Origin of the sequence: Variovorax sp. UMC13, from assembly GCF_014170375.1 — a bacterium.
Classification (GTDB): Bacteria; Pseudomonadota; Gammaproteobacteria; order Burkholderiales; family Burkholderiaceae_C; genus Variovorax.
Genome location: NZ_LZZW01000012.1, coordinates 196,375 through 210,290, shown reverse-complemented (window position 1 = coordinate 210,290; position 13,916 = coordinate 196,375). Strand labels below are relative to the sequence as shown.

At 71.4% G+C, this 13,916-nt stretch carries 9 protein-coding genes; 5 read left to right on the top strand and 4 right to left on the bottom strand.

The window, feature by feature from the left end; translation table 11 throughout:
• Nucleotides 1-765, top strand: coding sequence for an ABC transporter ATP-binding protein (locus A9977_RS09475; protein ID WP_183024579.1), 765 nt, complete (start codon nucleotides 1-3; stop codon nucleotides 763-765).
• A 48-nt stretch (nucleotides 766-813) separates the two neighbouring features.
• Here the strand turns inward: A9977_RS09475 and A9977_RS09470 are convergent, their stop codons facing one another.
• Nucleotides 814-1,785, bottom strand: a complete 972-nt coding sequence (locus tag A9977_RS09470) for a tripartite tricarboxylate transporter substrate binding protein (RefSeq protein WP_183024578.1) — start codon at nucleotides 1,783-1,785, stop codon at nucleotides 814-816.
• Between the two features lie 46 nt (nucleotides 1,786-1,831).
• Nucleotides 1,832-2,896 carry a CDP-6-deoxy-delta-3,4-glucoseen reductase gene (locus A9977_RS09465; RefSeq protein ID WP_183024577.1) on the bottom strand — a complete coding sequence of 355 codons (1,065 nt, stop codon included), beginning with the start codon at nucleotides 2,894-2,896 and terminating at the stop codon, nucleotides 1,832-1,834.
• 40 nt (nucleotides 2,897-2,936) lie between these two features.
• Here A9977_RS09465 and A9977_RS09460 point away from each other — a divergent pair, with 40 nt between their 5' ends.
• From A9977_RS09460 to A9977_RS09445, 4 genes are all read left to right on the top strand, one after another.
• The gene (locus A9977_RS09460) at nucleotides 2,937-3,857 is read left to right on the top strand and encodes an SDR family oxidoreductase (RefSeq protein WP_183024576.1); all 921 of its coding nucleotides are present in this window, start codon (nucleotides 2,937-2,939) and stop codon (nucleotides 3,855-3,857) included.
• A 63-nt stretch (nucleotides 3,858-3,920) separates the two neighbouring features.
• The gene (locus A9977_RS09455) at nucleotides 3,921-5,177 is read left to right on the top strand and encodes a cation:proton antiporter (protein WP_183024575.1); all 1,257 of its coding nucleotides are present in this window, start codon (nucleotides 3,921-3,923) and stop codon (nucleotides 5,175-5,177) included.
• Nucleotides 5,178-5,195: 18 nt separating this feature from the next.
• Nucleotides 5,196-6,653 (top strand): GGDEF domain-containing protein, encoded by a 1,458-nt coding sequence (locus tag A9977_RS09450; RefSeq protein ID WP_183024574.1) that lies wholly within the window; start codon nucleotides 5,196-5,198, stop codon nucleotides 6,651-6,653.
• A 111-nt stretch (nucleotides 6,654-6,764) separates the two neighbouring features.
• A complete protein-coding gene (locus A9977_RS09445) occupies nucleotides 6,765-8,417 on the top strand; it encodes a bifunctional diguanylate cyclase/phosphodiesterase (RefSeq protein ID WP_183024573.1) in 1,653 nt (550 codons plus the stop codon).
• A 16-nt stretch (nucleotides 8,418-8,433) separates the two neighbouring features.
• On the opposite strand, the gene A9977_RS09440 is transcribed toward A9977_RS09445, so the two are convergent.
• Nucleotides 8,434-12,750 carry a cellulose synthase subunit BcsC-related outer membrane protein gene (locus tag A9977_RS09440; protein ID WP_183024572.1) on the bottom strand — a complete coding sequence of 1,439 codons (4,317 nt, stop codon included), beginning with the start codon at nucleotides 12,748-12,750 and terminating at the stop codon, nucleotides 8,434-8,436.
• Complete coding sequence (gene bcsZ / locus A9977_RS09435) at nucleotides 12,726-13,904, bottom strand: cellulose synthase complex periplasmic endoglucanase BcsZ (RefSeq protein ID WP_220811629.1); 1,179 nt, start codon at nucleotides 13,902-13,904, stop codon at nucleotides 12,726-12,728. The genes A9977_RS09440 and bcsZ overlap by 25 nt, the downstream gene beginning before the upstream one ends.
• Nucleotides 13,905-13,916: the final 12 nt, after the last annotated feature.

Here is a 13,916-nt window from a genome sequence, read left to right as displayed (position 1 = left end):
ATGAACGAAACGATTTCTCCCGTGGCGGTGCCGGCCACCGCCCAGCCCGCGGGCAAGGTGCTGCTGAAGGTCAGCGGCCTCAAGGTCGCCTACGGCGGCATCCAGGCCGTGAAAGGCGTGGACTTCGCGGTGCACGAGGGCGAGCTGGTCTCGCTGATCGGTTCCAACGGCGCCGGCAAGACGACCACCATGAAGGCCATCACCGGCACCTTGCCTTTTCTCGACGGCGACATCGAGTTCCTGGGCCGCAGCATCAAGGGCCGCGGTGCCTGGGACCTGGTGGGCGAGGGGCTGGTGATGGTGCCCGAAGGCCGCGGCGTGTTCACGCGCATGACCATCACCGAGAACCTGCAGATCGGCGCCTACATCCGCGACGACAAGGGCGGCATCGCGGAGGACATCGAGCGCATGTTCACGATCTTCCCGCGGCTGCGCGAGCGCAAGGACCAGCTGGCCGGCACCATGTCGGGCGGCGAGCAGCAGATGCTGGCCATGGGCCGTGCGCTGATGGCGCGGCCCAAGGTGCTGCTGCTCGACGAGCCCTCGATGGGCCTGTCGCCGATCATGGTTGACAAGATCTTCGAGGTGGTGAAGAACGTCTACGACCAGGGCGTGACCGTGCTGCTGGTCGAGCAGAACGCGAGCCGCGCGCTGCAGATCGCGGACCGCGGCTACGTGATGGAGTCCGGCCTGATCACCATGACCGGCGACGCCAAGGTCATGCTCGACGACCCCAAGGTCCGCGCCGCCTACCTCGGCGAATGAAAAAGCCGCCCTCGGGCGGCTTTTTTCCGGGCGTTGACGCGGCGCGCGTCAGTCCACTTTTGCGCCGGTGGCTTTGACGACCTTCTCGTACTTCGCCAGCTCGCTCTTCATGAACGCGCCGAACTGCTCGGGCGTGTTCGACACCGGCTCGGCCAGCAGGTTGGCGAAGCGGGTCTTGGTCTCGGGCGAATTCAGCGCCGCCACGAAGGCGTGGTTGAGCTTGGCCAGCACCTCGTGCGGCGTGCCGGCCGGGGCCACCAGGCCCCACCAGGTGTCGATCGCGAAGCCCGGCAGCGTGGCCGCCACCGCGGGCACGCCGGGCAGCGACGCGCTGGGCTGCGCGGTGGTCACGGCGATGGCCTTGAGCTTGCCCGAGCGGATGTTGGGTGCCGCGGTCGCGAGGTTGTCGAAGTTGAAGTCGACCTGGCCCGACAGCAGCGCCAGCTGCGCCGGGTTGCCGCCGTTGTAGGGGATGTGCACCGCGAAGATGCCGGCCTGCTGCTTGAACATCTCGCCGGCCAGGTGGCCCGCGCTGCCGTTGCCGCCGCTGCCGTAGTTGAGCTTGCCCGGGTTGGCCTTGGCGTAGGCGATCAGTTCGGGCACGGTGTTGATCTTGAGGCGCTGCGCGGTGTCGGCATTCATCACCAGCACGTTGGGCACGCGCACCATCTGCGTGACGGGCGCGAAGTCGGTCGCGGCGTTGTAGGGCATGCGGCTGTAGAGCCAGGGGTTGACCGCGTTGGTGGCGGTCGCGGCGATGCCGATGGTCAGGCCGTCGGGCGCGGCCTTGGCCACCGCATCGGCGCCGATGTTGCCGCCCGCGCCGGGCTTGTTGTCGATGATCACCGTGCCCAGCGAGTCCTTGACGCGCTCGGCCAGCACGCGCGCCGTGACGTCGATCGGGCCGCCGGCGGCATACGGGACGATCAGGCGGATCGGCCGCTGCTGCGCGCCGGCGTGGAAGGCGCTCAGCGCGGCGGCGCCGGCGAGCAGGGTGCAGAGGAAGTGTCGGGTGTTCATGTTGTGTGTTGTCCTTGTCTCTGTCGATGCGGGCCAGGGTCCCGGCTCAGGGCTGGGCCTTATCGGCTTCGGTGGTGAAGGCGTCGGCGAAGAATTCCTCTTCCGGCAGCGCGGCCTCGGCCACGTAGTCGCGCTTGGCCGAATCGACCACGATCGGCGCGCCGCAGGCGTACACCTGGTGGCCCGACAGGTCGGGGAAATCCTCCAGCACCACGCGGTGGACGAAGCCGGTGCGGCCGGTCCAGTTGTCCTCGGGCACGGCGTTCGAGACCACCGGCACGTAGCGCAGCTGCGGCATGGCCGCGGCCTGCTCGCGCACCCAGGCGTCCATGTAGAGGTCCTCGGGGCGGCGGCCGCCCCAGTACAGCGTGGCGGGCCGTTCGATGCCCTTGTGCTGCATGTGCTCGATCAGCGCCTTGATGGGCGCGAAGCCGGTGCCCGAGGCCAGCAGCACGATCGGCTTGTCGGAATCCTCACGCAGGAAGAAGCTGCCGTAGGGCCCTTCGATGCGCAGGATTTCCTTTTCCTTCATCGCGCCGAACACATGGTCGGTGAACTTGCCGCCGGGCAGGTGGCGGATGTGCAGCTCGATGCCGGTGCCGGGCACGGCCAGCGTGTGGGGCGCGTTGGCCATCGAGTAGCTGCGGCGCGCGCCGTCGCGCAGGATGAACTCGACGTACTGGCCCGCATGGAACTGCATCGGCTCGCCGGCCGGCAGCTGCAGGCGCACCAGCATCACGTCGTGCGACTGCTTGCCCAGTGCCAGCACGCGCGAGGGCATCTTGCGGATCGGGAAGGCGCCGGCCTCGGTGACCTGGCGCGATTCGAGCATCACGTCGCTGGTCGGGCGGGCGCAGCAGGTCAGCACGAAGCCGGCCAGCTCCTCCTCGGCGCTCAGCGCCTTGCTCTGGTGCGGGCCGTGCGTGACCTCGCCCGAGAGCTTGCGGCACTTGCAGGAGCCGCAGGCGCCGTCCTTGCAGCCATAGGGCAGGCCGATGCCCTGGCGGATGCCGGCCGCGAGGATGGTTTCGTCGCTCTGGGCCACGAACTGGCGTCCACTGGGCTCGACGGTGATCTGGAAGCCGGAATCGTGCGGCGATGCGCTGGTCATGGGTATTCTTGGAGCTCGTCTCTACGCGGAAGCCCGGATTTTGCCCTCAATCAACAACCCTCCCGGCGCGCTGCCTGCGCGCTTCCGCCGACAGCGTGTCCTGATCGTCGGTTGCGGCGACGTCGGATCGCGTGCCGCGGCCCTGCTGCGCGGCCGTGTGCAGCTGATCGCCGTGACCTCCTCGGCCGACCGTGTGCCGGCCTTGCGGGCCGCCGGATTGCGCCCGCTGGTGGCCGATCTCGATGCGCCGCAGGCCCTGCGCCGGCTGGCGGGACTGGGCACGCGGGTGCTGCACCTGGCGCCGCCGCCCACCGCCTCGGGCGCGCGCGATCCGCGCACGCTGGCGCTGGTGCGCGCGCTGCGCCTGCGTTCGCTGCCCGCGGCGCTGGTCTACGGCTCCACCAGCGGCGTCTACGGCGACTGCGGCGGGGCGCGCATCGACGAGACCCGTCCCTTGCGGCCCGGCACCGCGCGCGCGCAGCGCCGGGTCGATGCCGAGCGCTCGGTGCGCTGGCTCGGCCGCGCGGGCGTGGCCACGCGCATCCTGCGCATCCCCGGCATCTACGCGCCCGACCGGCCCGGCGGCACGCCGCACGAGCGGCTGAGGAAGGGCACGCCGGTGCTGCACAGCGCGGACGACGTCTACACCAACCACATCCATGCCGACGACCTGGCGCGCATCTGCGTGGCGGCCCTGTGGCGCGGCGGCACGCAGCGGGCGTTCCACGCCAGCGACGACACCGAATTGAAGATGGGCGACTACTTCGACCTGGCGGCCGACCTCTACGGCATGGCGCGTCCGCCACGCATCGCGCGCGAGGCGGCGCGGGAACAGCTGTCGGCCTCGCTGCTGAGCTTCATGGGCGAATCGCGGCGGCTGGACAACACGCGGCTGCGGCAGGAATTGAGGGTGCGTCTGCGCCATCCAACAGTCGCCACCGGGCTGCGGCCCGATTCTTGAATGCGGCGCCCATAATCGCCGCCGGACGTCCATTTAACGAACGTCCGCAGAACTGAAACCCCGATGCCCACCACCCAGCTTTCCGTCTACTTCTTCCTGCAGGTGGCGGTCGTCATCACCGTCTGCCAGCTGGTGGGCCGCCTGGCGCAGAAGCTGGGCCAGCCGCAGGTGGTGGGCGAGATGATCGCCGGGGTCGCGCTCGGCCCCTCGCTGCTCGGGCTGGCCTTTCCCGAACTGCAGCGCGCGCTGTTCCCCAAGGAGACGCTAGGCATGCTCTATGTCGGCGGGCAACTGGGCGTGGGCATGTACATGTTCCTGGTCGGCACCGAGTTCCGGGCCGACCATTTCAAGAGCCGTTTCCGCAGCGCGGCCTCGGTGTCGGCCGCGGGCATCGTCGTGCCCTTCCTGCTGGCCTTCGCGCTGATCCCCTGGCTGCTGACCATCCCTGGCCTGTTCGCGGCCAAGGCCCGGCCCTTCGAGGCGGCGCTGTTCCTGGGCGCGGCGATCGCCATCACCGCCTTCCCGATGCTGGCGCGCATCATCCACGAGCGCGGGCTGGCCGGCACCTCGCTGGGCACGCTGGCGCTCACGGCCGGCGCGGTCGACGACGCGGCCGCCTGGTGCATCCTGGCCATCGTGCTGGCGAGCTTCGGCGGCGCCTGGGGCGGGGCCTACGCGGCGATCGGCGGCGGGGTGCTCTATGCGCTGTTCATGATCTTCGTCGGCTCGCGCCTGCTCAAGCGGCTGGCCGCCCATGTGCGGCCCGAGGCGCCGCTGGGCTCGACCCTGCTGGCCACGGTGCTGGTGCTGTTCTCGCTGAGCGCCTTCGCGATGGACGCGATCGGCATCCATGCGGTCTTCGGCGGCTTCCTGCTGGGCGTGGTGCTGCCGCGCGGCGCGCTGACCGAGAAGCTGCGCGCGCAGCTGCAGCCCTTCGTGGTGATCTTCCTGCTGCCGCTGTTCTTCACCTACTCGGGCCTCAACACCCGCCTGGCGGTGCTGATGGACCCGGGCATCCTGCTGGCCGCGGCGGCGATCCTGGCCGCCTCCTTCTGCGGCAAGGGCCTGGCCTGCTGGGCCGCGGCCCGCGTCTCGGGCGAGAGCAACCGCGACGCGATGGCCATCGGCGCGCTGATGAACGCGCGCGGGCTCATGGAGCTGATCATCATCAACATCGGCCTGCAGGCGGGCGTGATCCTGCCGGGGCTGTTCTCGATCCTGGTGCTGATGGCGATCCTCAGCACGCTCATGGCCACCCCTCTGTTCAACTGGGTCACGCGTGTGCGCCGGCCGCCGCTGGCCGATCGCGCGCCGGTCTGAAGCCCCCCGAAAGAAGACATGTCTCTCTCGACCGATTTCGAATCCATGTTCGACCTGGCGCCGGTGTCGCTCTGGCTGGAAGACTACAGCGGGCTGCGGCAGCTCTTCGACCGCTGGCGCGCCGAGGGCGTGGAGGACCTGCCGGCCTACCTCAAGGCCGACCGGCGGCGGGTCGGCGCCTGCATGGCGGCGCTCAAGGTGCTGCGCGTGAACGAGACCACGCTGCGGCTGTTCGCCGCCGCCGACCAGGACGAACTGCTGGCCGGCCTGGGCCGGATCTTCCGCGGCGACATGGCCGACGGCGTGATCTACGAGCTCGAGCAGCTGTGGCTGGGCGAACTGCTGGTCGAGAACCAGACCGTCAACTACGCGCTCGACGGCCGCCGGCTCGACGTGCAGCTGCGCGTGCGCGTGCTGCCGGGCCACGAGAGCACCTGGGACCGGGTGCTGGTCTCGCTCGACGACATCACGGCCCGAGTGACGGCGGAGCGCGAGCGCGCGCAGAGCTCGCAGTACGCGAGCGGCCTGTTCGACCATTCGCCGGTCTCGCTGTGGGTCGAGGACTTCAGCGCGGTGAAGCGGCTGCTCGACGACATCCGCGCGCGCGGCATCACCGACTTCAACACCTTCCTCAAGGTGCACCCGGAATTCGTCACCCGCTGCATGCAGGAGATCCGCGTCATCGACGTCAACCGCGAGACGCTGCGCATGTTCGCCGCCGACAGCAAGAAGACGCTGCTGGAGAACATCCCGCGCGTGTTCCGCGACGAGATGCAGGACTCCTTCTCCGAGCAGCTGCAGGACCTCTGGGCCGGCAAGACGCTGCAGCACCGCGAGGTGATCAACTACTCGCTCAACGGCGAGCTGATCAACATCCACATGCAGTTCAGCGTGCTCGAGGCGCACCTGGCCGAGTGGGACCTGGTGCTGGTCTCGCTGATGGACATCACGGCGCGCAAGAAGGCCGAGGCCTACCTCGAGTACCTGGGCAAGCACGACGTGCTCACGCAGCTGCGCAACCGCACCTTCTACACCGAGGAGCTCAACCGCCTGACGCGCAAGGGGCCGTGGCCGGTGTCGGTGCTGTCGATCGACCTCAACGGCCTGAAGCAGGTCAACGACGAGTCGGGCCACGCGGCCGGCGACGCGCTGCTGCGCCGCGTCGGCGAGGTGCTGGGCAAGGCGGTGGAGGCGCCGGCCTGGCCGGCGCGCGTGGGCGGCGACGAGTTCGCGGTGCTGCTGCCGGCCACCGACGAGCGCGGCGCGCAGGTGACCTGCGAGCGCATCCTGACCATGGTCGACCTCAACAACCAGTTCTACGCCGGGCGCAGCGGCCATTCGCTGAGCCTGGCCATCGGCGTGGCCACCTGTGCCTTCGGCGACACGCTCGAGAGCGCGCTGCTGCGCGCCGACAAGGCGATGTACGAGGCCAAGGCGGTGCACTACGATGCGCATGGCGCCGACCGTCGCCGCTGACATGTCGCCCCCACGCCCGGCCCGGTTTGCGTCAACAATGGATCCCGCCCCTCGTCGCACCGTTTTGTCTTTCTCCTTTTTCTCCCACCTGCCGCACCTCGTGTCTTTGCCATGCCCACCCGCCAGCTTGCCGGCCATCTGAAGATCTGCGACGGGCAGGTCCTCTGGGCGGACGAGGACGCGCACGAACTGCTGGGCTACCCGCAGGGGTCGCTCGCCGACCTGCCCTTCGCCGACCTGCATGGACTGCAGCCCGGCGAGGAAAGCGCGCTGTCCGCCGAGCTGCTGGTGCCGGCCCGCGGCGTGGCCGATGCGCGGCATTTCGTGCTGCACACGCACGAGGGCGGCAGTTTGGTGGTCGACATGCGCGGCGAGCGCATGGACGATCGCTGCGTGCTCTGGAGCTTCAGTCCGGCCAGCCGCAGCGTGCGGGCGCAGCGCATCGAACTGCTGGCGCGCCACGACGCGCTGACCCGGCTGCCCAACCGCATCCCGCAGGTCGAGGAACTGCGCCAGCGCCTGCACATCGAGGGCGGCCGGCTGCTGGCCGTCTGCTACCTCGACATCGACCGCTTCCGCGACATCAACGACCAGTTCGGCCCGATGGGCGGCGACACCATCCTGCGCGAGGTGGCGCGCCGGCTCAAGGCCGCGCTGCCGCACGACGCCATCGTGGCGCGCGTGGGTGGCGACGAATTCGCGCTGGTGGTGGCGCTGGGCAGCCGGTTGCAATGCGAGGACCTGATCCAGCAGGTGCTGGCGCGGCTGGCCCATCCGTACCGGCTGCAGAACCGCTCGGCCCGGCTGCAGGCCAGCGTGGGCGTGGCGCTCATGGCCGACACCGAACAGCCGACCGAGGTGATGCTCCAGCACGCGCAGCATGCGGTCTTCTTCGCCAAGCGCGCCGGCGGCGGCCAGCTGCATTTCTTCGATGCCGGCCAGGCGCTGGACGAGCAGGAAGGCCTGGAGCTGCGGCGCGACATCGTCGAAGGCGTGGCCCGCAACGAATTCTGGCTGGCCTACCAGCCCAAGGTGGACATGCGCTGCGGCCGCGTGATCGGCTTCGAGGGGCTGATCCGCTGGCAGCACCCGAAGCACGGCGCGCTGCAGCCGGCCGACTTCATCCCGCTGGTCGAGGACCACGAGCTCATCGAGCAGCTGGGCGACTGGGCCATCGGCGAGGCGCTGCGCCAGGCGGCCGAATGGCAGGTGGCGGGCATCAGCACCTCGGTCAGCGTCAACATCAGCCCGCGCCACATGCAGCGGCCCGATTTCATCGAGCGCCTGGCCGAGCACCTGGCGCGCCATCCGCAACTGCATCCGGGCGTGCTGGAACTCGAGATCCTCGAGACCACCGCGATCAAGGACTTCGCCACCGTGGCGGTCTTCATCGAGGCCTGCAAGGTGCTGGGGGTGCCGGTCGCGATGGACGACTTCGGCACCGGCTATTCCTCGCTGACCTACCTGCGCCGGCTGCCGGTGGCGGCGCTCAAGCTCGACCAGTCCTTCGTCAACGGCGTGATCGACAACGCCGAGGACCAGGCCATCGTCCGCGGCATCCTGCTGCTGGCCCGCGGCCTGGGGCGCAAGGCCATCGCCGAGGGCGTGGAGTCGGTGGCGCATGGCCGCGCCCTGATGGCGCTGGGCTGCACGCTGGGCCAGGGCTACGGCATCGCCAAGCCGATGGCGCCGGCGCTGGTGCCGGACTGGATCGGCGACTACGAGCGCGCGCCCCTCTGGGGCCGCGCGCCCGACTGCGCCTGAGCCGGCCCGGCCGGCCCTACAGCAGCGGCGTGTAGGGCGAGTTCAGCGGGCTGAAGCTCGGCGTGGCCGACGCATTGCCCAGGAAGTTCGACCCCCCGAACAGGTAGCGCAGGTAGATGCTGCCGGTCAGCTGCCGGTAGTTCTGCGCGTTGCTCAGGCCCAGCGCGCCGCCCAGGTAGAGCTGCGGCGCGAGCTGGTACTCGAGCATGCCGGCGAAGTTGTAGGCGAAGCCGGTGTGGCTCTCGCCCGCGTACATGCCGGTGAAGTTGGCGTTGGTGAGGTTCAGTTCCTTGGCCGCGGCCGCCGCCACGTAGGCCGCGCGCTGGCGCACGGGGTCGGTCGGGAAGTAGGGCGCATCGTCCTGGGTGAAGGACTGCACGCCCAGCGAGGCGTTGACGCGCCACGACAGCCGGTTGCTGCGCCCGCTCCAGTCCACCGGGAAGGCCACGCTCACATAGCGCTGCGGGCTGAAGTAGCCGCCGTGGCCGAAGGTGAAGTAGCTCAGGTTCTTGTCGTAGGCCATCACGCCCAGGTTCAGGCCGGCGGTCAGCGTGGAGCTGCCGCCGCGCAGGATGTGCATGTACAGCCCGCCGCCGAGTTCGGTGCGGTTGTTGTCCTCGACGTTGGTGCCGGTGAGCACGTGGTAGGAGCCATAGCCGTAGAGGCCGTAGGTGCCGTCGTCGCGCGTGGCGTCGATGCGACCGCCGGTCGCGACCACGCCGCCGCGGCGCTCGCCGCTCAGCGTGTCCTTGGTGCCGGCGAAGGACAGCTGGCTGTCGGTGACCGGCTGGCGCGTGAGGTTGCCCTTGAGCGAGAAGGTGTCGGTGAGCGCGGCCGTGTAGCCGAGGTTGCCGATCACGTTGGTCTCCTCGAAGCCCAGCGGCGTGGTGCCGATGCTGGCGTTGAGGGTCTTGCTCTCGTAGCCCACGCTCAGGCCCACGCCGCTCGCGTTCTGCGAGCCCGGTGGCGCGGCGTAGCCCTGGGTCTGCGCGAGGGCGCCCAGCGGTCCTTCGCCGTAGCGGCTCAGCGACGAATAGTCGGCCTGGACCCGACCGGCATCGATCACGGTCGGCGTGGCCGTGACCACGATCTTGCCGCTGCCCACCGGGATGCGGGCCTGCACCGGCACCTGCAGGTCGGCCAGCTGGCTCAGGCCGGCCTCGCCCGCGCGGTTGCGGTAGACGGTGCCGGCGGTGATGGTGGTGGCGTGCTCGGTCTCGAGCGCCTGCAGTTCGGAGCGCAGCGGATCGAGCGGCTGCGAGCTGTTGCGCAGCGCGCCGTTCCAGTCGCCCTCGTTGATCAGCGGCTGGCCGCGCTGCGGCGGCGGCAGCGCGTAGCCGCCGGCCTGCGCGCCGCCGGCCACCGCGGGCAGCGGGTAGAAGGGCGCGGCCGGCGGGTTGACCGGGGCGTTGCGCAGCGCGGGGGCGGCGTTCGTGGCGGCCGTGGTGCGGCGCGCGGCGCTGTTGTTGGCCGTGGTGGTGGCGGCGCGGCCGGTGGCCGGCGCGCGGGCCGTGCCCGCGGGGTCGCTCCAGGGCAGCCCGGCGGTGCCGCCGGGTGCATTGACGTTGCCGTAGGTGGCGGGCGGGCCCGCGTAGCCCTGCGCGGCGAGCGGCGGCAACGGGGCGCCCTGTGCGGCGGCAAAGGGCAAGGCCCCGCCGCCGCCCTGGAACGCGACCGGCTGCGGCGCCGCGACCGCCTGGCCGCTGAGCACCGCGGCGGCCGAGGGCGCGCCGCCGGTCATGCCGGCGAAGGGATTGGCCGCGGGCGCGTTGACGCTGCCCGGCACCGGCGAGCGGGCCTGGCCGCTGGCCAGCCGGTTCTCGGCCATGACCGCGGCGCGCAGGTACTGCTCGGCACGGGCGTTGTCGCCGGCGTTGCGGTAGACGCGGCCGGTGGCGGCCAGCGTGCGCGACTGGTCGGGCGCCTGCTTGAGCGCGGCCAGCACATAGCTTTCGGCATCGCCGTGCTCCTTGAGCGCGCTGGCGCTGGCGGCCGCGGCCAGCAGGGTGTCGAGGTCCATCGGCGTGCGCTGCAGCACGCGCTGGTAGAGCGCCAGCGCCTGGCGCTCGTCGCGCGCGGCGGAATAGAGCCGGGCCAGCGCGCCCATCACGCCCACGTCGGACGGCCGCTCGGCCAGCACCGGCGCCAGCGCGTTGTAGGCGGCTTCGAGGTTGCCGGCTTCGCGCAGCGCATCGGCCTGGCGCACGCTCCAGGCGCTGCGCAGGTTGTCGAAGTCGGTGCGCTGGGCGGCCGTCATCTGCGTGGCCTGCAGCTGGCGCAGCACGGCGGTCAGCTCGACATCCTGCTGGGTCTTCATCAGGATCGAGGCGTAGAGCAGCCGGTCGCCGATGCTCGGGTTGGGGCCGCGCGCGAGCAGCTGCCGGCTCATGGCCAGCGCGCGCGGCGCGTCGCCGACCTCGGCGTAGGCGGTGGCCAGGTCGCCCCAGATGTCGGCCGGGATCTCGCGGCCCAGCGTGGCCTCGGTCTGCGCGAGCAGGGTGCGCGCCACCGCGGTCTGGCCCTGGCGCGCGAGCGCCAGCGCCTGCTGGGTCTGGCCCTGCGCCCAGAGCTTGCGCTGCAGCTGGGTCATGTCGCGGGTGCGGGTGGCGGCCGGCACGCGCTCGAGGTACTGCAGGCCGGCCACCGGGTCGCCGGCGTCGGCGGCCAGCAGCGCGCTGGCGTACAGCGCATCGGGCATGTCGGGCTGCGACATCAGCAGACCGTCCATCACGCCGCGGGCCTGGGGCATCAGGCCCTGCTTGCGGTAGAGGTTGGCCAGGTCGAGCCGGACCCAGGGGCTGTCGGGGTTGACCAGCATCGCGTCTTCCAGCGTGCGCTGGGCGCCGGCCATGTCGCCGGACTCGTTCTGCTGGCGGGCCTGGGCGCGCGCCTGCTCGACGCGCACGTTCTGCAGGCCGCCGATCTGCGCCGCCTGTTCGGGCGTGAGCTTCTGTGACAGCGCCAGCGCCTCGTCGGCGCGGCCCTGCCGGGTGTAGACGGTGATCAGGCCGCGGATGGCCTGGGCATCGCTTGGCTTGGCGTCGTAGACGCGCTTGTAGCCCTGCTCGGCCGCGGCCAGTTCGCCCTGCGCGAGCCGGATGTCGGCCAGCGCGATCTGGCCCACGGGCTCGCGCGCGTCGAGCCGCACCGCGCGCTCGAGCAGCGCCTGCGCGGCCGCGGTGTCGTTCTTGTCGCGCGCGGCGTTGGCCTGGCCGATCAGGTTCCAGTAGCTCGCGCTCTGCAGCGCCGAGGCCCACTTGCGGCCGCCGCTGCGGCTGGCCTGCTCGAGGTAGTCCTGGGCCTGGGCGAAGCGCTCCTGGCGCAGCCGGATCAGGCCCAGGCCGCCCAGCGCTTCCGAGTCGCCGGGCTGCAGCCGCAGCGCCTGCTGGAAGCGGGCCTCGGCCGTGGCCTGGTCGCCGCGGTCCAGTGCCCGGAAGCCTTCGCCCAGCGGCTGGGCGGCCGGCGAGGCGGGCGTGGCCGCGGCCTGCGCGGTGGTCAGGCTCTCGAGCCGGGCCGAGACGGCCGGGTCGCTCTGGCCTTCGAGATAGGCCTGGTAGAGCGGCGCATCGGCTTCGCGCGCATCGAGCCAGATCAGCGCCTGGCGCCAGCCGGCGCGCGCGGCGGTGCCGACGCCGGGGCGCTTCGACAGCTCGGCCAGCGTGCGGATGCCTTCTCGGCGCGAGGGCTCGCGGTAGGTCTGCAGCTGCGCCAGCGCCAGCTTGTAATTGAGGTTGTCGGGCTTGTCGCGCACCAGCTGCTCGAGCCCCTTGCGGCCGTCGTCCCAGCCCTGCGGCGTGCCGCCCAGCAGCTGGTAGTACTCGACCGCCAGCGGTTCCGGCGGCGGCTTGTTGTCGAACAGCGTGCGATAGAGCTGGATGGCTTCCGTCGTGCGGCCGGCCTGGGCCGCGCTGCGCGCGCGCTGCAGGTCGGTCTGCGGGCCGCCGGGCTGCTGCGCCTGCTGCTGGAAGCGCGCCAGGCGCGCGTCGGTCGGGTGCGCGGTGCGCAGGCGGGCGATCCACTCGCGCGCCGCGTCGGCCTTGCTGCGCGAGAGTTCGACCTGCGCCATGCCGTAGAGCGCATCGGCGGCGTTCGGGTCCACGCGCAGCAGCTTGCGCCAGCTCTCCTCGGCCAGGTCGGCGCGGCCCATGCTCTGCCAGTAGTTGCCCTGTTCGACCAGGGCGGCGCTGGCGTCGCTCTGCGCATGCAGCGTGCCGCTGGCGCACAGCGCGCCGACCAGGCCCAGGCAGGCCATCCACTGGCTGGCGGTGGGGCGGCGTGCCCCGGGCACGGCGCCGCGCGGCGGGCGCGTCACGCGGTTCGGGTGGAAGGGCATGCGGGTCTCCATTGGGGTTGCAGCTGTCCGTTGCGGCCGAAGGCGTAGCGGCCATCGAGCCAGCCTTGTCCGAACAACAGCAGCATGCGTTCGTAGTAGGGAAGGGGCGCCGCCGGCACCGCGGCGGTGCCGCCGAGGTCGACCGGGATGCGCGCCTGTTGGGCGGTGAGCGCGGCGCTCGCTCCCTGCGCTTTGAGATAGGGCAGCAGCGCGCCGCTGAAGCCGGCCGGGCCGGTGCCGCGCACGGCGCCGGTGGCGGTGTCCACGTACTCGGGCGGCGCCTGCGGCCGCTCGATCACGCGGCGCGGGCCGTAGAGCGATTTGAGCAGCGCGGCGCGCGCCGGCTCCTGCGGATGCAGCATGCCGGCCCAGAGGTAGACCCGGATCGCGTCGTAGCTGCCGACCGTGCCCTTGTCGGGGTCGGCCACGAAGGCCTTCTGCTCGGTGGCCCAGGCGCACCAGTCGGGCGTGAAGCCCTGCGGCGAGGTGTCGACCACCATGCGCACCGTGTTGTCGGCGATCTCCTTCCACGGGCCGGTCGGCTTCTCCTGCTGGAAGCGGCGCAGCAGCTGCAGCGGCAGGTAGCTGGGGTTGAGCCGCCACACCGGGCCGCTGGCCACGTTGCGGCTCCAGGGCAGCAGCATGCGGCCCAGGCCGGGCAGGGTGATTACCTCCTCGCGCTCGACCAGCGCGAGCAAGGCCAGGCCCAGCGTGCGCCAGGCCGGCACCTCCCACAGGCGCGCGGCCTCGAGCAGCGCGTAGGCGATCCAGAGGTCGGCGTCGGAGGCCGGGTTCGGGTCGATCACGCCCCAGCCGCCCTCGGTCTTGCGGCCCCATTGCCAGGCCGGCAGGTGCTGGGCCAGGCTGCCGCCGCAGAGGTTGGTCTCGGTCCAGGCCAGCACGCGCTCGAAGCGGCGCCGGTCGTCGTGCACCAGCGCGAAGAACAGCCCGTAGGACTGGCCTTCGGAGGTCGATTGCTGCTGCGGCGTGTCGAAGTCGATCACTCGGCCGTCCGGCTGGATGTGGCGCGCGGCGAAGCTGCGCCAGTCGTCCTGCGGCATGCAGCCGCCGAGCGAGGATTGGGCCATCGCAGGCAGCGCGAGGCCGGCCGGCAGCAGCGACAGGGCGGCGAGCGCGCGGCGTCTTTGCATCATGGCGAAGCCTCC